Consider the following 24,465-nt stretch of genomic DNA (forward strand, 5'->3'; position numbering starts at 1 on the left):
ACGCGGCGGCGGGCCCGCCGGTCGAGGCCCGGGCGACCGCCGCGGCTGCGGACCGGCCGGCGACCGGACCTTCGGGCCCCTTCGGACCCTGCGCACCCTGGATTGTCAGTCCCCCTTGCTACCGTCGCGAGCGACTGAACAGGTACGAACAGTACGAACACATACGGACAAGGGGGACGTTCATGGGTGAGGAACTGCGGCGGTTCGGCGTCGGCGCGTACGAGCGCTGGACGGCGATGTGGAACGGCGAAACGGACCTGGCGGCGGAGATCATGGCCCCGGAGTTCACCCTGCGCTACGCCCAGGCGGGCACCGAGGCCTTCGACGACGCGCACACGCCCGGGCAACTCGCCGCGCTCATCGCCGGCTGGCACGGCCGCCGCCCCGGGCTGCGCTTCGTATCCGAAGGGGTGGCGGTGGTCGACCTCGCGATGGTCGACGGCCGGCCGACCGGGCTGGTCGCCCGCCCCTACCTCGCCACGTTCACGGACGAACAGGGCGCGGACGTGGCCCGGAGCGGAACGGACACCCTGCGGATCACCGACGGCCTGATCAGCGAGGTCTGGTCGGTCTCCTCGGGCGCCGCCGGGCGCACGTTCTACCGCTGACCCGCCGGGGGCCCGGCCGGTTGTGGCCGGGCCCCCGGAACGGGCGGTGGTCAGTACCGCAGCACAGCGGCGATCCGGCCACGGTCGGCCAGCTCGCCGGCGGGGACGAACTGCACCGTGGCGCCGGTGTCCAGCGCCCGTTCGACGATCTCGTCCACCATGTCCTCGCGGACGTCCGGCTCACCGGCGGTGGCGGGCACGAGGTGGTTGTCCGTCACCCTGACGGGCTCCCAGTAGTCCTCCTCCACCGTCAGCAGGCCGACCCTGCCCTCGGAGACGTTCTGCCAGACCTCGTCGATACCGCTCGCCAGCGCCTTGACGCCGATGGCCTGGTCGAGGCGCTCGTGCAACTCGGCGACGGCCCGCCGCGCCTGCTGCTCGGCGGTGGGCCGGGCGGCCTCGGCGACGGCGGCGGCCGAGGCGTGGCCCAGGCCTCCGCGCGGCACCTGGGCCGCGGCGCGCTTGACCGCGGTGCCGACCTCGTCCAGCAGGGCGAGCGCGGCGGCCTCACCGAGCACGTAGAGCGGACGCGGGTCGGACTCCAGCAGGGCGCCGAGCGCGGTGTCCGCCTCGCGCAGGAACCGGCGGGTCTCCTCGTCGCGGAAGGTGCTCGGAACGTCGCCGATCCGCTCCTGGCGCTCGACGTCCCAGTTCGGGCGGACCTGGTCCAGCGGGAAGCGGCCCCCCGTGTGCTCGGCCAGCCGCGGCCCGGTGCCGCCGAACAGGGCGACCCGGTCGGCGGCGACCGTCAGCACCCAGTACGGCGCGCCGGCGGTGTAGGCGGAGACGAGGTTGCGGGTCAGGAAGGTCTCCGAGACCACCACCCGGGCCGGCACGGTGCGCGGCAGCGACCAGACCTGGTGCTCACCGGGCGCCGCGAAGATCGCCAGACCGTCCTCGGCGTGCACCAGGTCGACCTCCCGCAGGGCCCGGTCCAACTGCTCGACCACGTCCAGCCGGTCGGCCCGGGAGACCGCCTCGTCGGCGTGCAGCCGGTTCTTGGCCTCCGCGATCAGGTTGCGCAGGCGCACCGGGTCCTGGGTGTTGTCGGGCTCGCTGCGGTGGGTCGGCAGCAGGACGGAGACGGCCGGGTAGCGCCGGGGGCGGCGCAGCTCGGCGAGGACGGCTGGCGTGAGCTCGGCTGCGTGCATCGGTTGCCCTTCTTGTCGCGGTTGGCTGGGCGTAGTCGGAAAATTCGGCTTTCGCCGGATTTGCTCCCCGACCCCTCCCCATCCCACCGCCCTCCTATGCCACCCGCCACCGGAAACCCGTCGGTCGTCCCGATGCCCGGGCCGTAACCCGGGTGGCGGAGCATCGTTGGACGGGGCATGAAGAAGCGCAGCATGCTCGCCGTCGCCTCGCTCGCCGTGGGCGTCGTGGCCTCCCTGACCGCTCCCAGTGCGCACGCGAGTGCGGTCGGCGGGCAGGGCGACCTCACCGGGCCGCTCCAGCAGGGCGGGGCCGTCACCAAGGCCCCTGGCGCCGTCCAGGGGCCGGTCGGTGACGCCGGCGGCGTGGTCGCCGACAAGACGGGCTATGTGACGGGTCAGGCGGACGGCCTGGTCGGGCTGCCCGCCTGACCACATGCGACCGGCTGCGCGGGTGAGCAGTCGCACGGGTGGGCAACCGCGGTGCCCGGCCGGACTCAGTGGCCGGGCGTGTGCCCGTCAGCCGAGCGGGGCGCCGAGGTCCTGGGTCCAGTAGAGACCCGCGGGTCCGGTCGCGACGCCGACGCCGACGTCCTTGAAAGCGCAGTCCAGCATGTTGGTCTGGTGGATCCCGCCGTCCATCCAGCGGGAGAACACGGTGGCGGGGGCGCTGGTCCCCCGGTCGAGGTTCTCGCCCCACCGCGACCAGTGGTAGCCGGCCGCGTTCAGGCGGGCGTCGGCGCGAGCGCCGTCCGGGTTGACGTGGTCGAAGAAGTTGCGGGCCACCATGTCGTCCGCGTGCTTCTGGGCCGCCGTGTGCAGCTTCGGGTCGATCCGCAGCGGGCCGCAACCGGCCTTGGCGCGTTCGGCGTTGACCAGGTCCACCAGCTGGCGTTCCGGGCTGGGCGGGGTCGCCGTCGGGCGGGCCGCGGTCGGTGACGGCGCGGGGGCGGCGGTGGTCGGCGGTGCGCTGGGCGCCGGTTCGGCGGGCACCGAAGCTGCCGTCACCGAGGGCGTCGGCGGCGCGGACGGCTCCGGGGCGGGCGGCAGGGGCATCGCGGCCGCCGGGACGAGGTCGGGAGCGACGGCCGGCGCGGTCGGTTCGGGCGCGGCCGGTTCGGGCTGCGAGTGCTGCGGCCAGACCAGGGCGAGGGTCGCGACGGCGAGGACCGCGGCCGCGCCGCCCGCGACGGCCGCCTTCCCCCGAGTGAGCGCGCTCCACGGGCCGCTCCCGCCGCCGGTGGGGTCGGCCGGCGCTCCGGCCACGCCGTTCGCGGCGCCGCCGTTCCCTGCGCCGCCGTTCCCTGCGCCGGTGTGGGCCGCTCCGCCGTTCGCCGCTCCGCCGTCGGCCGCACTGCCCGGCGTCACGGTGGCGGCCGTGGCCTGGAACGACAACGCGACCGGCGAGTCCAGCGGGACGGGCACCAGCGCCAGGCCGGCCAGCAGCCCCTCGGCGGGGAAGAGGTCGCGGCCGAGCCGGTCGCAGGCGGCGCAGCTGCGGATGTGCCGGGCTATGCGCTTGCGCCAGACCGAGTTCGGGGTGCCGTCCCAGCCCTCCGTCAGCTCCCCCAGCTCCGGGCAGCGCGGGTAGGCGGTGAGTGCCCGGACCACGACCCGGCCGGCTTCCAGCTGCTTCTTCATCCGCTGGACGCGGACCGCCGTGTGCTGCGGCGTCAGGTCGAGCGCCTCGGCCAGTTCGGCGCGGGTGAGGTCGCCGCAGGCCTCCAGCCACCAGAGGGCGAGCAGCTCGCGGTCGTCCGGGTCCAGCCACCGGGTGGCCTCGGCGACCTCGCGCCGCTGACCGGAGAGGCCGAGGCGCAGGATGGTGAGGTCGGTGAAGTCGGCCCGGGGGTCGGCGAGCTCCCAGGCCTCGTCGAGGCCGCCGACCGTGCTCTGCTGCTGGCCGGTGCAGCGGCGGCGGACCTGGTTCATGGTGATCGCGACCAGCCAGGAGCGGAACGACTCCGGGTCGCGCAGCCCGTCGAGGCCGTCCAGCGCCCGGATCATGGTCTCCTGCGCGACGTCGTCCACGTCGGCATGGCCGTTCAGCGCGCGCCCGGCGACGTTGTAGACCAGCGGCAGCCAGGTGGCGACCAGCGCCTCCTGGGCCTGCCGGTCGCCCGCCTGGGCCGCCAGCACCAGGGTCGTCCCGGTGCGGTTCTGCACGTCAACGTTCATGGGTCCGCACTCCGTCTTGCCGTCATCCGTCCGCCGCTGCCTCCTCGGAGACCTTCGGGGAATGCTCAGATAACAACAATTTGCGCGGATTCGGAAAACGGGGTCGGGGACAGGGGCCGGGGACGGCCTCCCGACGGGGCTCCGACCGGCCCGCCCGGCGTGGCCGGCGGTGGGACCGCCGGGGCCAGGGACGGCACTCCGCGGTCAGGACGGCGAGGCGAACACCTGCGTCCACCAGGGGCCGCCGGATCCGGTCTTCACCCCTACGCCGATCTCCTTGAACGAGCAGTTGAGGATGTTGGCGCGGTGGCCGGGGCTGTTCATCCAGGCGTCCATCACGGCGGCCGGGTCCTTCTGGCCACGGGCGATGTTCTCGCCCCAGCTGCTCCAGCGGTAGCCGGTGGCTTCGATCCGGTGGTCGGCGTGGTAGCCCTCGGGGCTGGCGTGGTCGAAGTAGTTGCGGGCTGCCATGTCCTCGCTGTGGCCCTGGGCGGCGGTGGCCAGCCGCGTTTCGGCGGTCACCGGGCCGCAGCCGTGCTCGGCGCGCTGCGCGTTCACCAGGTCCACGACCTGCTGGGCGTACTGGGCTGCGGTGCCGCTCGCCGGGGCGGCCGGGGCCGGGGCGCCGGTCCGGCCGGAGGTCGCGGTGGCGCTCGCGGCCGCCTTGGCGGCGCTGCTCGTCGAGGCGACGGGGCTCTTGGCGGACGCGGCCGCGCTCGATGCGGACGCGGTGGGCTTCGCGGACCCCGTGGCCGAGGGAGTCGGAGCGGCCGTGGTCCCACCGGTGGCCGACGGGGTGGCCGGGGCACCGGAGGCGGCGTGGGCCGCGTCGGTGGCGGCCGGGCTGCCGCCGGCTGCGGCGACGGCCGGGTCGAAGCCGCCGGCGCCGGGAATCTGTATGCCCTCGTGATCGCCGGCCTCCGCCGCGATCTGCGGCTCGAACGCCACCGCGTCCCGGTCGCTCCCGGCCCCGCCGTAGACGGCGTACCCGGCTCCGGCGAGCGCCGCGAGCACCCCGGTACCCGCCACCGCGGCGACAACGGCCACCACCGGGCCGACGCCCCGGCCGCGGCGGCCCCGCCCGCGCCGCCGGTCGGCGGCGCGGCGCGCAGCACGGCCGCCGGCCGCGGCGTGGTGGCCGGACGCGGGAAGGATGGTCGTCCTGTCTTCGCTGTTCACCTGGGCACGCTTCCTGTGTCGGGTCGGCCGGTACGAGTGCCGACACCTGGGAGACCCCGTGGCGGCGTGTCGATAACAGAAAACACGAACGAATTTCCGACTGCCGGTCGGCTCCGGGGTCGCGGGCCCGCTCCGGGCCCCCGTCCGGCCCCCATGGGGGCCCCATGGGCGGGCACTCGTGGCGGGCACTCGTGGAGCGGGCGCTCCGGGCGGGCCGTTCGGTCAGGCTTCGTCCGGCGCCATGTCGTAGGTGACGAACATGGTCCGGGTCGCGACCTGGTCGTACTTGCTGCGTGCCCGGTGGTTGTCGTCGGAGGTGATCCACCGCACCACGTTCCAGCCGCGCTCGGCGGCGATCTCCCGCAGCCGGGCGAGCAGCGCGTCCACCGCGCCGCCGCCGCGCGCGTCCGGACTGACGAACAGGTCGTCCAGGAAGCCGCCGACGGCGCCGTGCAGCGGTCGGGAGAACGGGCGGTAGTGGGCCAGCCCGACCGGCGTGCCGTCGGCGTCGCGGACCAGCAGGCCGTCCAGCTCGTGCGCCGGGTCGGTCAGCCAGGACCAGACCAGCTCCGCCTTCTCCTCCGGCATCGGGACGCGGTAGAACGCGCAGTAGCCCCGGAACAGCTCGCGCCAGGCGGCGAAGTCACCGCTCTCGGGCGCGCCGACGCTCCAGCGGGCGGCGGAGGCGGTCGCGGCGGGGGTCGCGGCAGCAGTAGCAGTGACGGTCGCGGCGGCGGTGGCGGTCTGGGGAGTCATCTCGGCCTCCAGGTGTCGGGTGGACCACGGTCGGCACGCGGCGGTGCACCGCGCGCGGTATCGCGCCAGCATGACGGTCCGTCGGGCCGCCGAAGATGGACGTCGCGGACAAGAGCACGGCGGGCTTCGCTCCACAGCGGCGCAGCCAGACTGCCACCCGCGAAGGCGTGTCCTGTGGTCCGGGACGGGCTCGTCGCCGATGCTGGAGCCCGCGCACGCCCTTGCACCGACGATCTGCACCGACGATCTGCACCGACGATCTGCACCGACGATCTGCACCAACGACCTGCACCGACGACCTGCACCGACGCCCTGGCATGCCCCGGCGCATCCGACCCGACGCATCCGACCTGCACCACCACCCCCGAGGAGCCCCGTATGCTGCTCCGTCACCTGGCCCAGACCTCCCGCGCCGTGGCGGGCGAGCCCGGCCGCCGGGCCAAGATCACGCTGCTGGCCGACTGCCTCCGCGAGCTCGGCCCGGCCGAGGCCCCGGCGGCGGTGGCGCTGGTCTCCGGCGAGTCGCACCGGCTGCGCACCGGCATCGGCCCGGCCTCCCTGCGCGACCTGCCGCCGCCCGCCGCCGAGCCCTCACTGGGCGTCCGGGAGGCCGAGCGGACGCTGGAGGCGATCGCCGGGGTGCACGGCGCCGGTGCGCAGGTCGAGCGCCGCCGGCTGCTGGCCGGACTGTTCGAGCGGGCCACCGACGTCGAGCAGGCGTTCCTGCGGGCGGTGCTGGTCGGCGAGCTGCGACAGGGCGCACTCGACGCAGTGGTGGCGGACGCCGTGGCCCAGGCCGCCGGGGTGCCGGCGGCGGCGGTGCGACGGGCGCTGATGTTCCGCGGTTCGGCCCGCGCGGTCGCCGAGGCGGCGCTGACCGGCGGGGCGCCGGCGCTGGACGTCTTCCGACTGGAGGTGGGCCGCCCGGTCCGGCCGATGCTGGCCGCCTCCGCGCCGGACGTCGCGGCCGCCCTCGACCGGATCGGCCCGGCCGCGCTGGAGTGGAAGCTCGACGGCATCCGGGTCCAGGTGCACCGGGACGGCCGGGACGTCGCGGTGTTCACCCGGAGCCTGGACGACATCACCGCCCGGGTGCCCGAGGTGGCCGAGGCGGCACTCGCCCTGCCGGTCCGCTCGGCGGTGCTGGACGGCGAGGCGATCGCGCTCGGCCCGGACGGACGCCCGCGCCCGTTCCAGGAGACCGCCGCGCGGACCGCCTCCCGGCAGGACCCCGAGCGGCTGCGGGCCGAAGTGCCGCTCAGCGTCTACTTCTTCGACCTGCTGCACCGCGACGGCGAGGACCTGGTGGACCGGCCGGGTCGGGAGCGCTGGTCCGCCCTGGCCGAGTCGGTGCCGGCCGGGCTGCGGGTGTCGCGCACCGAGACCGGCGACCAGGAGCAGGCGCTGGCCTTCTTCCGGGAGACCCTGGCGCTGGGGCACGAAGGCGTGCTGGCCAAGGATCCGGCGGCGGGCTACGCGGCCGGCCGGCGCGGCGCGGGATGGGTCAAGGTCAAGCCCCGGCACACGCTGGACCTGGTGGTGCTGGCCGCCGAGTGGGGCAGCGGCCGGCGCCGTGGCCGGCTCAGCAACCTCCATCTCGGCGCCCGGGCCGCCGGGGAGCCCGGGCTCGGTCCGTGGGTGATGCTCGGCAAGACCTTCAAGGGCCTGACCGACGAGACGCTCGCCTGGCAGACCACGGAACTCCTCGCCCGCGAGGTCGAACGCGACTCGTACACCGTGCGGGTACGGCCGGAACTGGTCGTGGAGATCGCGTTCGACGGCGTCCAGCGCAGCCCCCGCTACCCCGCCGGGCTGGCCCTCCGGTTCGCCCGGGTGCTCCGCTACCGGCCGGACAAGAGCGCGGCCGAGGCGGACACCGTGGCCACCGTCCGGGAGATCGCCGCGACGGAGGGGCTCTGAGGGGCAGTCCGCCGCCACCCGGGAGCCCCGTCCGCACACCCGTGCTGACGATCTCTCAAACATCCTCCAGACCAAGGGCATTCTCCATCGGAGCGAATCGGCCATTCTGCGCGAAAGCGGCGACGCACCCTTCGTGTGCGACAGAGCGGCGGTTAGGTTGACAACGACTGCGGGGGGCGGCCGGCCCGGGCGATCCGGTGCCACACCACTGAGAGGTGTCCGTACATGCAGGTGAGCGTCGACCCGGACCGCTGCTGCAGCTCCGGCCAGTGCGTCCTGACCGTGCCGCAGGTCTTCGAACAGGACGACCAGGACGGCCTGGTGAGACTGCGCCTGACCGTCCTGCCACCGGCGCGCCACGCCGACGTGCGGCTCGCCTCCGAGCTCTGCCCGGGTGGCGCGATCACCGTCACCGAGGACGACCGGGGCGCGTAGCAGCCGCACCCGCCCGCCGGCCCGCCCCGCCGACCTCCGGACACCCCGGAGCCCGCCGCCCGCCGCCCGCCCCGCCGACCTCCGGACACCGGGGCCCGGTTGCCCATCGACACCGGCGGCCCTCAGTCACCACCTGCCACCTGCCACGCAAGGAGATCCCACCTTGACGAGCATGCCCACCGCCCCTGCCTCCGCCCCGCTGCTGCCCGCCCCCCACGACAGCCGTTGTCCGTTCAGCCCGCCGCCCGTCTACACCGAGGCCGCCCGCGCGGGCTCCGTCACCCGCGCCGAGCTGCTGGACGGCTCCTCCTGTTGGCTGGTGACCGGCTACCGCGAGGTGCGCACGGTGCTCTCCGACCACCGGTTCAGCGCGGACGTCCGCCGGCCGGAGTTCCCGAGCCTCGTCCCCGGCCGGCGCGAGCTCGCCGCCGCCAACCCCAGCTTCCTCCGCCTCGACGACCCCGAGCACGCCAGGCTGCGTCGCATGGTCACCGGGGACTTCCTGGTCAAGCGGGTGGAGGCGATGCGGCCCGGCATCCAGCAGATCGTCGACGAGGCCCTGGACCGGATGACCGAGCACGCCGGCCCCGCGGACCTGGTCACCCGCTTCGCCCTGCCGGTGCCCTCGCTGGTGATCTGCCTGCTGCTCGGCGTCCCCTACGAGGACCGGCAGATGTTCCAGGAGCTCAGCCGGGTGCTGATCAGCACCACGACCGGCCAGGACGAGGTCGCCCTGGCCCAGGGCGAGATGCTGGACTACCTCGGCGGCCTCGCCGCGCAGAAGCGGCACCGGCCCGGCGACGACATCCTCAGCCGGCTGGTCGCCCGCGACGACCTCTCGCTCCGGGAGATCGCCTCGACCGGCCTGCTGCTGCTGTTCGCCGGGCACGAGACCACCGCCAACATGATCGCGCTCTCCACCCTCCTGCTGCTCCGCGACCCCGGGCAGGCGGCCCGGCTGGCCGACCCGGCGGCCGTCCCCGGGGCGGTGGAGGAGCTGCTGCGCCACCTCACCATCGTCCACACCGGCCTGCCGAGGCTCGCCGTGGAGGACGTCGAGCTGGGCGGCACCCTGATCCGGGCCGGTGAGGGGGTGATCGCGATGCTCTCCACCGCCAACCAGGACGAGGAGCTGTTCGGCACCCCGGGCACCCGGCCCGTGGACGAACTGGACGTGGACCGGGACGCGCGGCGCCATCTCGCCTTCGGCTTCGGCGTGCACCAGTGCCTGGGTCAGCCGCTGGCCCGGGCCGAGCTGCAGATCGCGCTCCCCACCCTGTTCCGCCGGCTGCCCGGACTGCGGCTCGCGGCGCCGGATGACGAACCGGCCTTCCGCTCGAACTCGCTCATTCACGGTCTGCGGGAGCTGCCGGTCACCTGGTGAGCCGCAGTGCGGGGCCGACGGCGGGGGCGACGGCGCGCGGGACGACGGCGGGGCCGCACCTCGGGACGACTCCGCGCGGGACGACGGCGGTACGACGCCGCGCGGGCCCGGCATCGTGGGACGGCGACACCCGCGACCGGCAGCATGCGGCCCGCGAGGGCCTGGCCGAATGTCCAGGCCCGGTTGGCCGTGGGGCGGGCGCGGGGGCAGGCTGGAAGGGCGAGACAGAGACCCGGTCCGGCGCCCGCCCGGCGCCACCCGCACCACGGCGCACCCGGACGTGCCCGGTCCGGCCGAGGAGACGGAGCCCGCGATGACCGACATGAGCGCACGGTCCGAGGTGAGCGTCGACCGCGAGGAGGATGTCCGCGCCGCCGACCCGGAGGAGGGCATCACCTCGATGCAGAACCAGCACGCGCAGGACACCTCGCAGGCGGAGGGCGAGCCTCTGGACGAACCCGAGGCACGCAGCTGACCGTCCGCGACGAATGAGTTTCCACGAGGCCGCCCGGTGCACGGGCGGCCTCCGCGACCGCGGGTGTCGCTGCCGCATCGGCGGCGGACCGGCGGGGGAGGATGGGCGCATGAGCGAGCAGCAGCAGGGCGCAGCAGCGGCGCAGGGCGGCCGGCCGGCCGAGCCGCCCGGGGATCCGCGGATGTCTTGGGCCACCTGGACCACCCAGTCGATCATCAGCGGGCCCGGCGGGGTCACCACCGCGGAGGTCGGTCCGATCTCCGGCGACCTCACCGTGCACACCACCTGGGTGGACGGCGAGGCCCGCCTGACCGTGCAGTACACCGGCGCGCTGGACTGGTACACCGTGTCCGGCAGCCCCGTCCCGGCGGCGGACGAGATCACCGCCAGGGCGATCCACCAGGCCATGGTGAACGCCGTCAAGGCCGGTCGCGGGGCGGCCGCCCCGCAGGCGCCCGGTATCTGACGCGGGCCGCGTTTCCGGGCCCCCTCCTGGCTGGGCAAGCCCCCGGCCGGGGCGGGGCCCGGCCTCGTCCCGGCTCACGGAAGCCCGGGCGCCGGGGTCGGCTGCCCGAAGCCGCCGCCTGTGGGGCCGCCGCCGGGTGTCCCTCGGGGAGCCCCCTCAGGGAGCCGTCTCGCCCGGCAGGGCCGGGGCGGCGGCGGACCAGTAGGCGGCGTCGGCGGGGCGGCGGGAGCGCAGGTCATCGCGGACCTGGCGGCCCACCTTGCGGGTGTCGCGCCGGTTGACGGTGGCGCCGATGCCCGCGCCGACCATCAGCGGGATGAGTGAGGGCAGGCGGCGCAGCGTACTGCGGGTGAGCCGTTTGCGGACCTGCTGGCGGACCTCCGCGCCGAGCGCCATCGCGGCCAGCCCGGCCGGCTTCACCAGCAGCGTCGGATCGATGCCCCGGCGGTTGGCCCAGGCGGCGACGTAGGCGGACGCCCGCTGGGTGACGTTGCCCTGGGCGCGGACGCCGTAGACCTCGTGCAGCTCGGCGATCAGCTTGATCTCGACGGCCGCCACGGCGAGCGTCTCGGCGGCGATCTCCACCGCCATCGCCGGCGGCACGGGCAGCATCGCCGCCGCCCCGACGCCGGCGCCGAGCGCGGCGGACGCGCGGGAGGCGCCGGTGATCAGCAGCGCGGCCAGCCGGTCGGCGTCGGCGGCCGTGGGGTGCTGGGCCCGGAGGGTGGCGAGGTTGCGGACCGGGATGCGCGGCGCCGCCTGCATCAGCTGGTCGGCCATGGCCCGGCCGCCGTACGCCGCGCCCTTGGCGGCGGACCGGCTGCCGGCGCCGATCAGCTTGGCGATCGAGGCGACCAGCGTCGCGCCCCGCCGCCGGCCGCGCTCGGCCCGGGACTCGACCTGGTACTCGGCGACCTGCCGGGAGGGACCGCCGTCCGCCGGACCGGCGGTGGGCTCTTCCAGCTCCTCGACCAGTTCGGCCAGCTCTTCGGCGACTTGCCCCGGGGTGGGCTCCGGGGTGGGCTTCGGCTGCCCGGAGCGTCCCGGCTTCCTGAAGATTGCCATGCTGTGCGGGTACCCGGTGGCGCGCGGCGGTACGCCCTATTCGGTGATCTCCACTCCGCGCCAGAAGGCGATCCGGCCGCGGACGTGCGCCGCCTCCGCCTTCGGATCGGCGTAGTACCAGGCGGCGTCGGGGTTGACCTCCCCGTCGACGTGGAGGGTGTAGTACTCGGCGATGCCCTTCCAGCCACAGACGGTGGTGGTGTCGGACGGCCGCAGGTACTCGGTGCGGACCGATTCGGCCGGGAAGTAGTGGTTGCCCTCGACGACGGTGGTGTCATCGCTCTCGGCGATGACCGTGCCCTGCCAGCGCGCTGTGGTCATGCGGCGATTCTGCCGGACGGCCGCGTGCCGTGGGAGGGGCCCCCGGGCCCGGTGGGCGGGTGCGCTGCCGCGGCCCGGTGGGGCGGGCGCGCCGGCGCGGCCCGGTCTGCGGGTGCGCCGGCGAGGGCGTGAGGCGGGTGGCCGACGGGGGCGTCACGGGAGCGGCTGGGCGTGGACCGGGAAGTGCGGGGACTGGTGGCCGCCACTGGCGAGCATCCGGACCTCGCCCGAGTCGCTGATCTCGGCCCGGACGATGCCGCTGGCGTCCTCGTAGACAGGGTGCCCGCCGGGGCCGGTCGCGCTGGTCCGGATGACCACGACGACGTCCTGCGGGGCCTGGGTGCCGGGCGTGCCCGGGAAGGTGAGCGCGTAACGGTCCGCGGGGCTCATCGCCGACCTCCTGTTCCTGCTGGTGGGGGCCGGCCTCGGTCCGGCCCGCCGCTTGCTGTGACCGCCCGGTCAGGCGGAGGCCTGAACGGTCCGCGTGGGCGCGCCGCGCACCTCCAGCTCCGCCAGTAGCCTGGCGGTCGCCTCGGTGACGGCGTCCACGGCGCGGTCGAAGGCCTCCCGGTTGTGCGCCGCCGGGGCCCGGAACCCGGACACCTTCCGCACGTACTGGAGCGCGGCCGCCCGGTAGTCCTCCTCGGAGGGGTCGGGCGTCACGGGTGGTCTCAGGGTCTTGATACTGCGGCACATGCCCCCAGTTTCGCGCGCGGGGGCCCGGCTGGCGACCCCCGTCCTCAACCGTTCCGACGCGGAGACCACTCGGGGTCGTCATCCGCTCGGATTAGGGTTTCGGACGAACTAATCTCTTTCGCCCTTACCCTCCCTCCCCTCTTCCCCGCGCTTCCCCTCCCCTCCCCCGTCTCCCGCCGGCCCGACGACCGTGCCGGCGACCGCTCCGCCCTGCCCTCGTGCGGGCGTCACCCCGGAGTCCCGCCGTGCCACTCGCGCTGGTCGCCCTGGCCGTCACCGCGTTCGCCATCGGCACCACCGAATTCGCCGCCATGGGGCTGCTCCCCCAGGTGGCCGACAACCTCCACGTCTCCATCCCGCAGGCGGGGTGGCTGATCTCCGCCTACGCCATCGGCGTGGTGATCGGCGCCCCGCTGCTCACCGCACTCGCCGCCGGACGGCCTCGCAAGGCGGTGCTGGTCACCCTGGCCGGCCTGTTCGCGACCGGCAACCTGCTCTGCGCGGTCGCACCCGACTTCTGGTCGCTGGCCGCGGCCCGGCTGATCACCGGCCTGCCGCACGGCGCGTTCTTCGGCGCCGGGGCGGTCGCGGCCGCCGAGCTGGTCGCACCGCACCGGCGGGCCCGGGCGGTCGCCGTGATGTTCTTGCCGCCGACGCGCTCCTGGGGTGACGCACAGGCGGGCCGCCCCGCTCCGCTGCCCGTCGTACTTGCCGTTGGCGGCGACGCGCCCACAACGGCAGGACGGGGGCGCTGCCGCACGCCGAACCGCTGCCCTGCCACGCCGGTCCGGAGGGATCGGAACTGAGTGCCCCGGCGGCACGGTCGGAACCCGCTGTGCGGACTCGCGACCGTGCCGCCGGGCCTGGGATGGCCTTGGGTGCGTCTCAGTAGTAGTGGCGGCGGCTGCCGACCTGGTGGCCGACGGCGCCCAGAATCCAGAGGATCAGACCGATGACGACCAGGACGATGCCGATGGTCCACAGGATGGAAATGCTGGTGAGGAATCCGATGACGAGGAGGATGACTCCCAGGATGATCACGATGACCTCCGTTGTGCGTTCCCCCCTGCCAATGTGGGTTCTCCGTCGGTGTGGAGGTGATGCTTCCCCTTTCCTGTGTTCCGCCGGTGTCTCTGAGGAATTGCGTGCGGTGCCGTTCCGGTCCCGCCGCCGGGGCTAGCTCCCCCGTGTCCGGTGTCGGCGGTGGTCAGGGGTGTGGGGTGAGGGTGGTGGTGAGGCCGGTGAGGAGGATGTCGAGGCCGCGTTCGCGTTCGGCGGCGCCGTCGTAGGTGGCCAGGGCGGTGACGAGGCCGAGTCGAGGACCGGTTAGGGTCCGGACTCGTTATTTCCTGCCGTGGCACATGGCATCGCGGTCGGGGCTGGGGGGTGCCTTCGGGGTGTGGAGGTCGTCGATGGTGATGTCGACGCGTGTGACGGCGAGTCCCAGGGCGTGTTGTGCGTTGTGCAGGACGGCCTGGCGGACCTGGTCGGCCTGGGTGAGCAGTGGGTGGGACGGGTCGGCGGTGAGGGTCATGGTGGCGTGGATGGTTCTGCCGTCGGGGGTGGGTGTGAGGCGGCAGCTGCCGGCCCGGGCGGTGCCGGCGTTGTCGGCGGCGCGGCGCAGTGTTTTGGCGGCGGTGTTCTCGTCGATGTGATGTCCGTGGGCGGGGTCGCCACGGGAGAGTCGTCGTCCTCGTCGGTGTTCGGCCCGTACCGCGCGCATGACCCGCCCGGGCAGGGCCGTGCTCTCGATGGATCCCTGGGCGCGTAGGGCCTCGGTGGCCTGACGCAGGAGGCACTCCTTGCGGGCGTCGTCGGGGTCATCGGGACGGTCCGGGGTCCGGCCGTTGCCGGGCCCGGTCATTGTCTGGTCGGCTGCGCGGGGCGGCCGGTGTTCTAGCGCCATGGGTCCATCGCCTTCGCCAGCGACCGGCGGGTGCGGAACAGCCTGCCGCGCACTGTCTGCTCGCTGATGCCGAGGGTCCGTGCGATGTCGCCGTAGTGCATGCCGTGCAGTTCGCGCAAGATCCAGCAGGCCCGCTGGCCGGGGTCGATGCCGGCCAGTGCGCGGGAGAGAGCGCGTATGGCGGCGTGGGCCTCGGCCACCTGCTCGGGGGCTCCGAGCGCGGGGAGGGCTGCGGGTTCGGGTTGGAGGTCGAGGGGGACGGCAGGCAGGGGGCGGCTGCGCAGGAGGCTGAGGCAGCGGTTGGTGACGATGCGGTAGAGCCAGGTGCGGAACGCGGCGTCGCCCCGGAAGTCCGGCAGTCGCCTCCACGCGCTGAGGAGGGACTCCTGGACCATGTCCTCGGCGTCCTGCCGGTTGCCGGTCAGGTGCCGGGCGAGGGTGAGGAGGGCGGCGCTGTGGCGGCCGACCAGGATGGCGAAGGCGTCGTCGTCGCCTTCCGCTGCGCGGACCGCGAGGATCTGGTCACTGAGCGGGGTGGTGTGGTCCGGGCCGACTGTGGTGGACGCGGGCGGGAAGCGCCGGGGCGCGGCCGGGCGGTCGCGTCGGGCGCTGGGCCGGGGCGGCGGAGGCCGCTCGCGGAGGCCGGCGGTGGTGGGGGTCTGTGCTGTGCTCATCGTGGCGTCCGGTCGCCGGTGCTGAATGCCCCTCCTCCTCTCGTCTGTCCCTTATCCGGACGGTCATGCCGAGGGCGTGACGATTTCGTGCGGGCGGCGTCCAACAGTTAGGCGGGCCCGGCCGGGCCCACACCGGGGCGAGGTCAAGGAGGCCCTGCCATGACGGACACCTCCAGCAGTTTCCCGCAGGGCGACGGACGCCCGGAGGACGGCCTGCAAGGTCCCACCGGCGCGGACCGGATGCCCGAGGATCGGGGGAAGACGACCATCGCGGACAGCGTCGTGGAGAAGATCGTGGGCACCGCCGCCCGGGACGTTCCCGGTATCCACGCTCTGGGAGCCGGGATGTCCCGCACCCTGGGCGCGGTACGCGAGCGCGTTCCGGGCGGGGGACGGGCGAATGTCAGGGGCGGAGTGAAGGTCGAGGTGGGCGAGCGCCAGACCGCCGTCGACCTCGTCGTCGTCGTGGAGTACGGCGTCCCCATCACCGAACTGGCGGGCGACGTGCGCGTCGCTGTCATCTCGGCGGTGGAACGCCTGACCAGCCTGGAAGTCGTGGAGGTGAACATCGCCGTCGACGACGTCCACCTCCCCGACGAGGACGAGGACACCGAGAGCCGCGTCGCCTGACCCGCAGCCGCCCGGCCCCGCACCGTCGCTGCCGGGACGCTGCCGCGTGACCGGGTAACGCCCGGGCGACACCGAACAAGGAGCATGTGAGATGAGCACAGCCGCAATCGGTCTGCTCGCGGGAATGGCGCTGGGATTCGCCGGATACTTCGGAGGCTTCTGGGCCTTCCTCCTGGTCCTGGTCCTCGGCGTGGTCGGCCTCGTTATCGGGCGCATCCTGGAGGGCGAGGACATCAGGGACTGGCGTCGGCCCCGATTCGAGGACCGGCGCCGATGACCCCGCAACCCCTCGCGGCGCGCGAGCGCGGCGCCACCGTCATCCCGGACCGCGTGGTGGCCGGGATCGCCGCGCGGGCCGGCCGGGAGGCCCTCGCCGCGCAGCCGCACCGCCGCGCGCGGCCCGCGCCGCCGACCCCCGACGCGTCGGCACACGTCCACGGCGGCTCCGCCCGGATCAGGCTGGCCGTCGAACTGCCCTACCCGATCGACCTCGCCGCAGCTGCCCGCGAGTTGCAGCGCCGGGTGACCCAGCGCGTGGGCCGCCTGACCGGACTCGAGGTCACCGAGGTCGCCCTCGCGATCCGCCGCCTCATTCCCGAGGGCAGCGACGGCCGCGTCGGCCGCGTGCACTGACCCGCAGCGCACACCACCCCCTCACCGAGCCCTCCCCGCGGACCACCGCCGGGACATCCGCCCGCCCACCGCCCAGATCTCAAGGAGAGCCGGCATGACACACCAGCACCCGGCCGTCTCCGACCCCGACCCCGAATCCGCCACCGCGCAGGGTGGCCCGCCCGAAAGCAGCCCGGCCGGCACACTCGCGGCCGACACCGAGCACGGCCGTACGGCGTCACGCTGGTGGTCCGAGCGGAGGGTTCCCGCCGCGATTGTGGCCCTCGTCATCCTGGCGGCCTGCGCGTTCGTGCTGTTCGACGTCGTCCGGGTGCGCACCGGCCACACCGCCGCCGCCTGGCGCAAAACCCTTGCTGACGAACTCGCCACCCGCCCCATCGATGACCCGTGGGTCATCACCGGCGCGGCAGTGGCAGCCGCCCTGGGCCTGTGGCTGATCATCCTGGCACTCACCCCTGGCCGCCGACACCTCCTGCCCATGGCCGCCACCGACGACTCCGACGGCCCACAGGCCGCACTCGACCGCGACGGCGCCGCCCGACTGCTGCGCGATGCCGCCCTGCGCGTGCCGGGCGTCTCCCACGCCGACGTGCGAGTACGCCGACGCCGGATCAACGCCCGCGCCCAGGTCGCCTTCCGCGACCTGGACACCGTGCGCACCGAGGTCACCGAAGCACTGACAGCGCAGCTCGACGCCCTCGCCCTGGCCCGGGTACCCCGGCTCACAGTCCGGGCCCGTCGGCGCGGCCCGTGACCGTGCTGCCGCAGCGACAACGACCTCGGGCCCATCGCCACAGGAGACGACCTGATGAACTCTCACTCCGTCCTCAACCGGACCTTGCTGGCCGTCGCGGGCCTGGTCATGCTGGGCGGGGGCCTGCTCGTACTGACCGGCGCCCTGGACCTCTACCGGCGCTGGAGTCTCGATCCGCCCGCCGACTGGCCCCTCACCGGCCCGCACGACGCCCTCCTGCCGACCCAAGACCGCACCCGCTGGACGGGCGAGGACTGGTGGTGGCCGACCGTCATCGCCGCCCTGACCATCCTCACCGCCCTGGCCCTGTGGTGGCTGCTGGCACAACTCCGCCACCGGCACCCCGGACGCCTGCCGGTCGGCAACCCGCCCTGCGACGGCGTCGAACTGCACGACAGCGCCCTCGCCGACGCCCTGGCCGCCGACACCGCCCGACTCCCCGGCGTCCACAAGGCGCACGCCCGCCTGACCGGTCACGCCCACCGCCCCCAGGCCACCCTCGACCTCACCCTCGATCCGGACGCCAACCCCCGCGACGTTCTCCACGCCCTGGAAAGCACCCTGCACCGCGCCCGCCAGAGCACCGGATGGGAGCAACTCCCCGCCCGGGTCACGCTGCGCGTCGCCTCCCACCGGCCCCACCGCGCCGAGTGACCCGCGATGACCAGGTCACGGCAACACCGAGCAGGCCGGAGCGAGAGCGTCCCGTCGAAGGCCGGCACGACGCTCACACATGCCGACACCTGCCCGCCCCAGCCTCTTCACCGCCCGGCTGCGCCCGTGACACGCCGACAGCGGAACAGCCGGGCACGGCGGGGCGATGAACGGCTCCCAGAACCCCGGGTAGCCTCCGGCCGCGCCGTATGGAAGTCCCGAAAGGCGCCTTCCAGCACCAAGCACTCCACTCTGCCTGACCGGCCCAACCCCGGCAGAGCGCCCGCCGGGTGGGCGCCAAGTGTCGGGTGTTGCCGACGACGCGGGGTACGTCGGCGGGTTTGATCCGGCACAGGGAGGTGTCGCGTATGGCCGTCAGGAACGGGAATACCGCAGGGGCCGGGTCGCAGGGGCGGCGCCTGGCCGACAGCCATGCCATGAGCACTGTGGCCAGGGTCGGGCTCTGCGCCCGGGGAGCGATCAACGTACTGGTGGGGGTCCTGGCCGTGCGGATCGGGCTCGGCGTAGGGAGCGGTACCGAGGCTGACCGGTCCGGCGCGGTACGGACCATCGGCGAACAGCCCTTCGGCCGCTTCCTGCTGTGGGCGCTGGTGGTGGGGCTGGCGGCGATGGCGCTGTGGCGGCTGTCCGAGGCCGCGTTCGGATCATCGGTGCCGGGCGGCGACAAGTGGACCAGGCGCCTGGGCTCTCTGGTGCTGGCCGTGTTCTACGCGGTGATCTCCATCGGCGTGGTGCAGACCGTCCTGGTCGGCGGCTCCGCCGGGGGCCGGTCCGGCAACGAGACGTCCAAGGAGTACACCGCGAGGGTGCTGGACTGGCCGGGCGGGCGGCTCCTGGTCGGCGCGGTCGGAGCCGTCCTGGCCGTCGTGGGCGTGGTGATGGCGGTGCGCGCCGTGATGCGGAAGTTCGAGGAGGATCTCCAGACAGATGACATGAGCCCGCGAACGCGGCGGGTGGTCGCGCTGCTGGGCATCGTCGGCGGCGTGGCATGCGGCGCCGCCGCAGCGGTGGCCGGCCTGTTCATCCTGCTCGCCGCCGTGAAGTTCGACCCCAGCAAGGCCAAGGGCCTGGACGAGACGCTGCGCTCGTTCGCGGACACACCCGCCGGACCCGTGCTGCTGATCGCCGCAGCGATCGGCTTCGTGCTGTTCGGCCTCTACTCCTTCTGCGAAGCCCGCTGGCACAAAACTCCTGAACAATCAGACCCGCCCGCGCGATAAGGGAAGGTGTGCCGGCAGAGCAACCGACCCCGTTCCGGGCAACACCGACAGCGCGCCGACCCACAACCCCTGGAAAGGGGAACCCGACCCCACCCGCCACCGCAGCCGGCGGGCCCATCGAAGCCCGGCAGGCCGCTCGCCGCGCCGTTGACACAGCGACGGCATCGACCGTGGTACTCAACACCCATGCCGAAGAAGCCCCCCGGCCCCGAGGGCCATCCGTCCCTGCTCGGGCGGCTGCGCCGCAGGGTCGGCCGTTCGCCGGCCGGGCGCGGATGGAGACGGGGCAGCGCTCTCGAACTGTGGCAGCGGTCGCTGGGCTTCGCGGCGCTCGGCTTCCTCACCCTCGTGCCACTGCTGATCGTCATCTCAGCGGCCGACCCGGCGAACGGGCAGGGCTTCGCACAATGGCTGGGCGAAGGACTCGGCGTGTCGGCACCCTCCAGGAGCAAGGTCGAGCAGCTGATCGCCCTGCCCGGCCAGACACTGCGCACCACGACGGCGTTCAGCCTCGCCGCCCTCGCCGTCTTCGGCCTGTCGTTCGGAGCGGCGGTGCAGACCACCTACGAGAAGATCTGGGACCTGCCACCGGCCCGCTGGTGGGCCAGGTGGCGGCACGTCGTGTGGCTCGCCGCCCTCATCGGGCTCCTCCTCCTGTCCGCCACCACCACCCTGTGGCGACAGACCCCGGCCGGCGGCGTCGCCGCAGTGCTGAGCGCCATCCTGTTCCTCTGGTGGACGCAGCGGATGCTGCTCGGCGGACGCGTCCACTGGGGCGCCCTGCTGCCCGGCGCCGTGGCCACCACAGCCGGGCTGCTCGGCCTGAGGCTCTTCTCCCGGCTCGTCTTCTCGCCACTGATCGCCACCAACACCCTCGCCTACGGGCCAATCGGCACCGTCCTGGTCATCCAGTCCTGGCTGGTAGGCGTCGGCGCCGTGGTCTACGGCGGCGCACTGGCCGGCCGGCTGCTCCACGACGAATATCCCCACGTGGCAGGTGCACTGAAACGACGAAGGTGAGGCCGGGGCCGTCCCAGAGAGCACATCACCCCACCGAGAGTCCGCTCCGTCAGGCCACGGCCTGGCGGACCGAACGCAGGAGAACGCCGCCCACCGGCACCAGGCCGTGGCCACACGCAGGCCCGGCGGCGGTGAGCGTGGGCAGGCTGGCGAGCGGTGGGAGCAGGCCCGGCGCGGGTGGGATTTCGGGATATCAACCCTGTGATAACGCCGGACGGTCCTACAGCTCCGTCCACCCGCCCGCCCGCCAGCGAGTGCCAGACCGGCGCGGACGGCCCTTGCTGCACCAAGTCCTCGATCCCGGCGGCGCCGGCCAGCATCTCGGCGACGGCCGCGTTCTCCTCGGCGGCCAGCCGCAGGTCCGCCACCGCGCCGCGCACCCCGGCCGACGACGCGCCGACCAGGACCACCAGCAGCCTAGGGAACGAGCGCCAGCGCCGCTCCCACGCCCGACCCGCCCCGTCCTCGCCCGCCTGAGCCCCCGGCCGGTACGCCGCCCCGCCTCGCCTTGAGTCCCCCTGGGGGGTCTGGGACGGCGACCGGGACGGCGTACCGGCTCACCACTGCTCCCCCGCCCTACCCGGCCCGGCGCTCGACCGGCTCGATCTCCCGGTGCCCGTCGGCCAGCAGGCGGTAGCCCTCGCCGTTGAACTTGATCCCGGCCCGCTCCTCCTCCGTCAGCTCACGCCGGACCTTGGCCGGGACGCCGGCCACCAGCGAGCCCGGCGGCACCTGCATGCCCTGCGGCACCACCGCGCCCGCCGCGACCAGCGACCCGGAGCCGATCCGGGCGCCGTTCAGCACCGTGGAGTTCATCCCCACCAGGACGTCGTCCTCGATCGTGCAGCCGTGAAGGACGGCGTTGTGCCCGACCGAGATCCGCTCGCCGATGACCAGGGGGAAGCCCTGGTCCGCGTGGAGGGTGCAGTTGTCCTGGATGTTGCTCCCCTCCCCGACCCTGATCGACTCGGCGTCGCCGCGGATCACCGCGCCGTACCAGACGCTCGCCCCGGCGGCGACCGTCACATCGCCCACCACCACCGCGTTCGGCGCGACGAACGCCGACGGGTCGACGGCGGGCACCCGGCCCCCGACTGCGGCGATCAGCGGCTCTGCCATGTCTCGTCCTCCTGTTGACGTGCGGCCATCATGTTCCGGGCATGATCGCACCCAGGGCCCCCGGCCCGACCGCCGTCCCCCTCGTTCGAGCTCAGTCGAGCAGGGGGACGGCCGGGCCGGCGGCCGACGGTATGCCGGCCGTGGCGGGCGGGTCGAGCGGCCGGGCGGCGGCCGGCGGGCGGCCGGCGCAGGTGCCGGCGGCGACGAGGGTCTCGAAGGCGGCGTTGGTGGCGGGCAGGTCGGACATGTCGTAGGGGTTGACCGAGGCGGCGAACTGCCGCCGCCCGTCGGCCGCGCCGTACATCAGGGTGTTGTAGCCCGGGATGCCGCCGCCGTGGCCCCAGAACTCGCCGCACGCCGTCACCGTCCGCTGGAGCGCCAGGCCGTACTCGGCGGGCCCGCTCAAAGGTGTCGTCCGCTTCATCTCGGCCAGCTCGGCCGGACCGAGCAGCCGCCCACCGAGCAGGGCGGAGATGAACCTGGTGAGGTCGGCGGTGGTCGAGATCCCGGCACCCGCCGAGCCGGCCATGCTCGGGTTCAGCAGGGTGATGTCCGCCGGGCCGGCGGCGAGTTTGTAGTAGGCGTGGGCGTGCGGGCCGGGGACGAAGGGCGAGTCGACCGGCATCGAGGTGCCGCTCAGCCCGAGCGGCCGGATGATCCGCCGCTCCACCTCGTCGCCCCAGCTGCGGCCGGTGAGCCGCTCGATGAGCAGCCCCGCGACGATGTAGTTGGTGTTGGAGTAGTGCCACCCCCTCCCTGGGGCGAAGTAGGGCGGGTACTTGGCGGCGATGCCGATCAACTCCTGTGGCGTGTAGGAGCGCCAGCGGCCGGTGCTGAGCCACTGCTGCAGGGCGGCTGGGTCCTCCTCGAAGGAGAAGCTCGGGTCGTCGGTGTAGTTGGCGAGGCCGCTGGTGTGGTTGAGCAGCTGGCGGACGGTGATCTGCCCGCCGCCCGGCACCAGGCCGGGCAGGTGACGCTCGACCGGGTCGTCCAGGCCGAGCCGGTGCTCGGCGACGAGCTGGAGGACCACCGTCGCGACGAAGGTCTTGGTCACGCTGCCGATCCGGAACCGGCCCTCGGCCGTGGCCGGGGCTCCGGTGGCGAGGTCGGCGGTGCCGGCCGCGCCCTTCCAGACGGTGCGGCCGCGCTCGTCGACCCGCCCGAGCGTGGCGGAGGCTCCGCCTGGGCTCACCAGGCCGCGCACGGCGGCGTCGAGGGCCGCCCGGTCGACCCCACGGGCGGCATCTGCCGCGGAATCGGCCGCGGGGGCGGCAACACCGAGCGCCGCGCCCGGACCGCCGGTGACATCGCCGCCCGAGCCCGTTTCGTCCGTCACCGTCAACCGGTAGGGCACCGGTGGTGTGGCCCGGGCGGCGGTCATGGGGGTGAGTGCGCCCACCAGGCCCGCGCCCGCGAGCACGACGGAGGCCGCACGCACGGCCGGCCCGCGCCGTCGCCGTGCCCGCACGCTCCGATGTTCGCTCCCCCGTGCCGTGCTCCCCGCCTGTTCGTACGCTGCTTCCGCCATGCCGCCGCCCTCCCGCGGATCGAACGGACGGCCTCCCCCAACAGCCGTCCGGGTTCTGACAGCTGACACTCTGACAGTCGGACACGAAGCAGTCGTCAGCCCCAGGGCCGGAACCTCTCCGCCCCAGGTCTCATCCGCCTCCGGCGTGTCGCTCCATCTCAGGTCGAAGGCGACCCCGAGAGCACCCGGGGGTCCGCCTGCGCCGGCAAGGCCCTGCGGCCCGAGGTGGCCCCGGGCGTCCCCGGGCGTCCCGGGCGGGCGCAACCGCACCCGGGACGCCCGCCGGATCAGGAGAGCGGGGCCTTCACCCGCAGCACCTCGACGAACGCCCGGATCCACGCCGGGTGGTCGGGCCAGGCACGGGCCGAGACGACCACGCCGTCGACGACCGCCTCGCCGTCCACGTACTCCGCGCCGGCGGCGGCCACGTCCGGCTCCAGTGCCGGGTATGCGGCGCTGCGGCGGCCGGACAGCACCCCGGCGGCGGCACTGACCAGCGGGCCGTGGCAGATCTGCGCGACCGGCTTGTCGGTCTCGAAGAAGTGCCGGACGATCCGCTGCACGTCCGGGTTGTTCCGCAGGTACTCGGGGGCGCGGCCGCCCGGGATCACCAACGCGACGTAGTCGGCCGGGTCGACGTCCGCGACGGCGAGGTCGGCGGGCCACGTGTAGCCGGTCTTCTCGGTGTAGGTGTCGAAGCCGTCCACGAAGTCGTGGACCACGAACTGGAGCCGTTTCTTCGCCGGCGCCGCGATGTCGACCTGGTAGCCCTCCTCGCGCAGCCGCTGGTAGGGGTAGAACACCTCCAGCGACTCCGCGGCGTCACCGGTGACGAGCAGGATCTTCGATGTCATCGCCGACATCCCTCCACATGATCGACCGTCAGACATGGTGCGGGCCCGTCCCGGTGGCGACCGGCGCGGGCCGGGAACAACCTCCCGCACCGGGCGCCCCCGCCGCAACAGGGCGCACCGGGCGCGCAGCAGCGCGTGAGCGCCCGCGTGCGCCCGTCCCCGGCCGTGTGCGCGGAAGGTCCTCCACCTGCGCCCCCTCGCCACCAGGACCGTAAACTCCACGGTGCCCACGCCACCGTCCTCCCGGAGGGAGTCCGCACCGATGTCGGACCGCGTCACCTACCTCGTCCTGCCCGGCTACGAGAGCTCGGGGCCCGAGCACTGGCAGACCCACTGGGAGGCGGCCGACCCGGCGTTCCGGCGCGTCGAGCAGGAGGACTGGGACCACCCGGAGCCGGACGCCTGGGTCGCCACCGTGGACGCCGCCGTCGCGGCGGCGGCGGCCGACGGCCCGGTGGTCCTGGTCGCCCACAGCCTCGGCTGCGCCGCGGTGGCCCGCTGGGTGGCCACGGCGCCGGCCGAGCGGACCGGTGTCGTGCGGGGTGCGCTGCTGGTCGCGCCGGCCGACATCGACAACGCCGACGTGCCCGCGCTGTTCGGCTTCCGCCCGGTGGCGCGGGAGCCGTTCCCGTTCCCGGCCCTGGTGGTCAACAGCACCGACGACCCGTGGGTCACCCCGGAGCGCGGCCGCGGCTTCGCCGAGGCGTGGGGCGCGCGTTACGTCGAGGTCGGTGCGCACGGGCACCTCAACTCCGCGTCCGCCCTCGGCGACTGGCCGGAGGGCCGGAAGCTGCTGGCCGAGCTCTGACGGCCGGAGGTAC

At 74.4% G+C, this 24,465-nt stretch carries 30 protein-coding genes and 1 pseudogene; 17 read left to right on the forward strand and 14 right to left on the reverse strand.

Features of this window, described 5'->3' with window-relative positions; translation table 11 throughout:
- Window positions 1-182: 182 nt before the first annotated feature.
- Entirely contained in the window at window positions 183-608 is a 426-nt protein-coding gene (locus ACZ3YO_RS24810; RefSeq protein ID WP_465573078.1) for a nuclear transport factor 2 family protein, read from the forward strand.
- A gap of 50 nt (window positions 609-658) precedes the next feature.
- Here ACZ3YO_RS24810 and ACZ3YO_RS24815 read toward each other — a convergent pair whose 3' ends face one another.
- Window positions 659-1,759, reverse strand: coding sequence for a baeRF3 domain-containing protein (locus ACZ3YO_RS24815; RefSeq protein WP_465573080.1), 1,101 nt, complete (start codon window positions 1,757-1,759; stop codon window positions 659-661).
- A gap of 177 nt (window positions 1,760-1,936) precedes the next feature.
- Between ACZ3YO_RS24815 and ACZ3YO_RS24820 the strand changes: the two genes are divergently transcribed.
- A complete protein-coding gene (locus ACZ3YO_RS24820) occupies window positions 1,937-2,188 on the forward strand; it encodes a hypothetical protein (protein ID WP_465573082.1) in 252 nt (83 codons plus the stop codon).
- Window positions 2,189-2,275: 87 nt separating this feature from the next.
- On the opposite strand, the gene ACZ3YO_RS24825 is transcribed toward ACZ3YO_RS24820, so the two are convergent.
- The 3 genes from ACZ3YO_RS24825 to ACZ3YO_RS24835 all read right to left on the reverse strand — a co-directional run bounded on the left by ACZ3YO_RS24825 (window position 2,276) and on the right by ACZ3YO_RS24835 (window position 5,869).
- On the reverse strand, window positions 2,276-3,934 hold the full coding sequence (locus ACZ3YO_RS24825; protein WP_465573084.1) for a sigma-70 family RNA polymerase sigma factor: 1,659 nt from the start codon (window positions 3,932-3,934) through the stop codon (window positions 2,276-2,278).
- 204 nt (window positions 3,935-4,138) lie between these two features.
- Complete coding sequence (locus ACZ3YO_RS24830; RefSeq protein WP_465573086.1) at window positions 4,139-5,113, reverse strand: CAP domain-containing protein; 975 nt, start codon at window positions 5,111-5,113, stop codon at window positions 4,139-4,141.
- A gap of 222 nt (window positions 5,114-5,335) precedes the next feature.
- The gene (locus ACZ3YO_RS24835) at window positions 5,336-5,869 is read right to left on the reverse strand and encodes a GNAT family N-acetyltransferase (protein ID WP_465573088.1); all 534 of its coding nucleotides are present in this window, start codon (window positions 5,867-5,869) and stop codon (window positions 5,336-5,338) included.
- A 378-nt stretch (window positions 5,870-6,247) separates the two neighbouring features.
- On the opposite strand from ACZ3YO_RS24835, the gene ACZ3YO_RS24840 reads away from it, so the two are divergent.
- From ACZ3YO_RS24840 to ACZ3YO_RS24860, 5 genes are all read left to right on the forward strand, one after another.
- On the forward strand, window positions 6,248-7,789 hold the full coding sequence (locus ACZ3YO_RS24840; RefSeq protein ID WP_465573090.1) for an ATP-dependent DNA ligase: 1,542 nt from the start codon (window positions 6,248-6,250) through the stop codon (window positions 7,787-7,789).
- 225 nt (window positions 7,790-8,014) lie between these two features.
- Entirely contained in the window at window positions 8,015-8,224 is a 210-nt protein-coding gene (locus ACZ3YO_RS24845) for a ferredoxin (RefSeq protein WP_465573092.1), read from the forward strand.
- Window positions 8,225-8,396: 172 nt separating this feature from the next.
- Window positions 8,397-9,608 (forward strand): cytochrome P450, encoded by a 1,212-nt coding sequence (locus ACZ3YO_RS24850; RefSeq protein ID WP_465573225.1) that lies wholly within the window; start codon window positions 8,397-8,399, stop codon window positions 9,606-9,608.
- Between the two features lie 313 nt (window positions 9,609-9,921).
- Window positions 9,922-10,083, forward strand: coding sequence for a hypothetical protein (locus tag ACZ3YO_RS24855; protein WP_331741147.1), 162 nt, complete (start codon window positions 9,922-9,924; stop codon window positions 10,081-10,083).
- A 181-nt stretch (window positions 10,084-10,264) separates the two neighbouring features.
- Complete coding sequence (locus tag ACZ3YO_RS24860) at window positions 10,265-10,549, forward strand: hypothetical protein (RefSeq protein WP_331742599.1); 285 nt, start codon at window positions 10,265-10,267, stop codon at window positions 10,547-10,549.
- A gap of 156 nt (window positions 10,550-10,705) precedes the next feature.
- Here ACZ3YO_RS24860 and ACZ3YO_RS24865 read toward each other — a convergent pair whose 3' ends face one another.
- From ACZ3YO_RS24865 to ACZ3YO_RS24880, 4 genes are all read right to left on the reverse strand, one after another.
- Window positions 10,706-11,614: a hypothetical protein gene (locus tag ACZ3YO_RS24865; RefSeq protein WP_465573094.1), complete on the reverse strand. Its 909-nt coding sequence runs from the start codon at window positions 11,612-11,614 to the stop codon at window positions 10,706-10,708.
- Window positions 11,615-11,650: 36 nt separating this feature from the next.
- Window positions 11,651-11,935, reverse strand: a complete 285-nt coding sequence (locus ACZ3YO_RS24870) for a DUF427 domain-containing protein (RefSeq protein WP_331741145.1) — start codon at window positions 11,933-11,935, stop codon at window positions 11,651-11,653.
- Between the two features lie 153 nt (window positions 11,936-12,088).
- Window positions 12,089-12,325: a DUF6296 family protein gene (locus ACZ3YO_RS24875; RefSeq protein WP_331741144.1), complete on the reverse strand. Its 237-nt coding sequence runs from the start codon at window positions 12,323-12,325 to the stop codon at window positions 12,089-12,091.
- Between the two features lie 69 nt (window positions 12,326-12,394).
- Complete coding sequence (locus tag ACZ3YO_RS24880; RefSeq protein WP_331741143.1) at window positions 12,395-12,631, reverse strand: DUF2277 domain-containing protein; 237 nt, start codon at window positions 12,629-12,631, stop codon at window positions 12,395-12,397.
- Window positions 12,632-12,876: 245 nt separating this feature from the next.
- Between ACZ3YO_RS24880 and ACZ3YO_RS24885 the strand changes: the two are divergent.
- Window positions 12,877-13,278: pseudogene (locus ACZ3YO_RS24885) on the forward strand (MFS transporter); the annotation flags it as partial.
- Window positions 13,279-13,516: 238 nt separating this feature from the next.
- Here the strand turns inward: ACZ3YO_RS24885 and ACZ3YO_RS24890 are convergent.
- From ACZ3YO_RS24890 to ACZ3YO_RS24900, 3 genes are all read right to left on the reverse strand, one after another.
- Entirely contained in the window at window positions 13,517-13,672 is a 156-nt protein-coding gene (locus tag ACZ3YO_RS24890; protein ID WP_465573097.1) for a DUF6131 family protein, read from the reverse strand.
- Between the two features lie 301 nt (window positions 13,673-13,973).
- Window positions 13,974-14,537, reverse strand: a complete 564-nt coding sequence (locus ACZ3YO_RS24895; RefSeq protein WP_465573099.1) for an Asp23/Gls24 family envelope stress response protein — start codon at window positions 14,535-14,537, stop codon at window positions 13,974-13,976.
- Entirely contained in the window at window positions 14,528-15,211 is a 684-nt protein-coding gene (locus tag ACZ3YO_RS24900) for an RNA polymerase sigma factor (RefSeq protein WP_465573101.1), read from the reverse strand. The genes ACZ3YO_RS24895 and ACZ3YO_RS24900 overlap by 10 nt, the downstream gene beginning before the upstream one ends.
- 159 nt (window positions 15,212-15,370) lie before the next feature.
- On the opposite strand from ACZ3YO_RS24900, the gene ACZ3YO_RS24905 reads away from it, so the two are divergent.
- The 8 genes from ACZ3YO_RS24905 (at window position 15,371) to ACZ3YO_RS24940 (ending at window position 20,620) form a co-directional block, all read left to right on the forward strand.
- Window positions 15,371-15,841, forward strand: a complete 471-nt coding sequence (locus tag ACZ3YO_RS24905; RefSeq protein WP_465573104.1) for an Asp23/Gls24 family envelope stress response protein — start codon at window positions 15,371-15,373, stop codon at window positions 15,839-15,841.
- Window positions 15,842-15,932: 91 nt separating this feature from the next.
- Entirely contained in the window at window positions 15,933-16,118 is a 186-nt protein-coding gene (locus ACZ3YO_RS24910; RefSeq protein WP_465573106.1) for a hypothetical protein, read from the forward strand.
- The gene (locus tag ACZ3YO_RS24915; RefSeq protein WP_465573108.1) at window positions 16,115-16,474 is read left to right on the forward strand and encodes an Asp23/Gls24 family envelope stress response protein; all 360 of its coding nucleotides are present in this window, start codon (window positions 16,115-16,117) and stop codon (window positions 16,472-16,474) included. The genes ACZ3YO_RS24910 and ACZ3YO_RS24915 overlap by 4 nt, the downstream gene beginning before the upstream one ends.
- Window positions 16,475-16,568: 94 nt before the next feature.
- Window positions 16,569-17,228: a DUF6286 domain-containing protein gene (locus ACZ3YO_RS24920; protein WP_465573111.1), complete on the forward strand. Its 660-nt coding sequence runs from the start codon at window positions 16,569-16,571 to the stop codon at window positions 17,226-17,228.
- 54 nt (window positions 17,229-17,282) lie between these two features.
- Window positions 17,283-17,882 carry an alkaline shock response membrane anchor protein AmaP gene (locus tag ACZ3YO_RS24925; protein ID WP_465573113.1) on the forward strand — a complete coding sequence of 200 codons (600 nt, stop codon included), beginning with the start codon at window positions 17,283-17,285 and terminating at the stop codon, window positions 17,880-17,882.
- A 437-nt stretch (window positions 17,883-18,319) separates the two neighbouring features.
- Window positions 18,320-19,123 carry a DUF1206 domain-containing protein gene (locus tag ACZ3YO_RS24930; RefSeq protein WP_465573115.1) on the forward strand — a complete coding sequence of 268 codons (804 nt, stop codon included), beginning with the start codon at window positions 18,320-18,322 and terminating at the stop codon, window positions 19,121-19,123.
- Window positions 19,124-19,309: 186 nt separating this feature from the next.
- Window positions 19,310-20,143 (forward strand): YhjD/YihY/BrkB family envelope integrity protein, encoded by an 834-nt coding sequence (locus ACZ3YO_RS24935; protein ID WP_465573118.1) that lies wholly within the window; start codon window positions 19,310-19,312, stop codon window positions 20,141-20,143.
- A 201-nt stretch (window positions 20,144-20,344) separates the two neighbouring features.
- Window positions 20,345-20,620 carry a hypothetical protein gene (locus ACZ3YO_RS24940; RefSeq protein WP_465573120.1) on the forward strand — a complete coding sequence of 92 codons (276 nt, stop codon included), beginning with the start codon at window positions 20,345-20,347 and terminating at the stop codon, window positions 20,618-20,620.
- A gap of 99 nt (window positions 20,621-20,719) precedes the next feature.
- On the opposite strand, the gene ACZ3YO_RS24945 is transcribed toward ACZ3YO_RS24940, so the two are convergent.
- The 3 genes from ACZ3YO_RS24945 to ACZ3YO_RS24955 form a co-directional block, all read right to left on the reverse strand.
- The gene (locus ACZ3YO_RS24945) at window positions 20,720-21,262 is read right to left on the reverse strand and encodes a gamma carbonic anhydrase family protein (RefSeq protein ID WP_465553492.1); all 543 of its coding nucleotides are present in this window, start codon (window positions 21,260-21,262) and stop codon (window positions 20,720-20,722) included.
- Window positions 21,263-21,353: 91 nt separating this feature from the next.
- A complete protein-coding gene (locus ACZ3YO_RS24950; RefSeq protein WP_465573124.1) occupies window positions 21,354-22,700 on the reverse strand; it encodes a serine hydrolase domain-containing protein in 1,347 nt (448 codons plus the stop codon).
- A 377-nt stretch (window positions 22,701-23,077) separates the two neighbouring features.
- Window positions 23,078-23,644, reverse strand: coding sequence for a DJ-1/PfpI family protein (locus ACZ3YO_RS24955; RefSeq protein ID WP_465573127.1), 567 nt, complete (start codon window positions 23,642-23,644; stop codon window positions 23,078-23,080).
- Window positions 23,645-23,906: 262 nt separating this feature from the next.
- On the opposite strand from ACZ3YO_RS24955, the gene ACZ3YO_RS24960 reads away from it, so the two are divergent.
- Window positions 23,907-24,452: an RBBP9/YdeN family alpha/beta hydrolase gene (locus ACZ3YO_RS24960; protein ID WP_331741137.1), complete on the forward strand. Its 546-nt coding sequence runs from the start codon at window positions 23,907-23,909 to the stop codon at window positions 24,450-24,452.
- Window positions 24,453-24,465 lie beyond the last annotated feature (13 nt).

The sequence above is a fragment of the Kitasatospora sp. NPDC022785 genome (assembly GCF_055561295.1).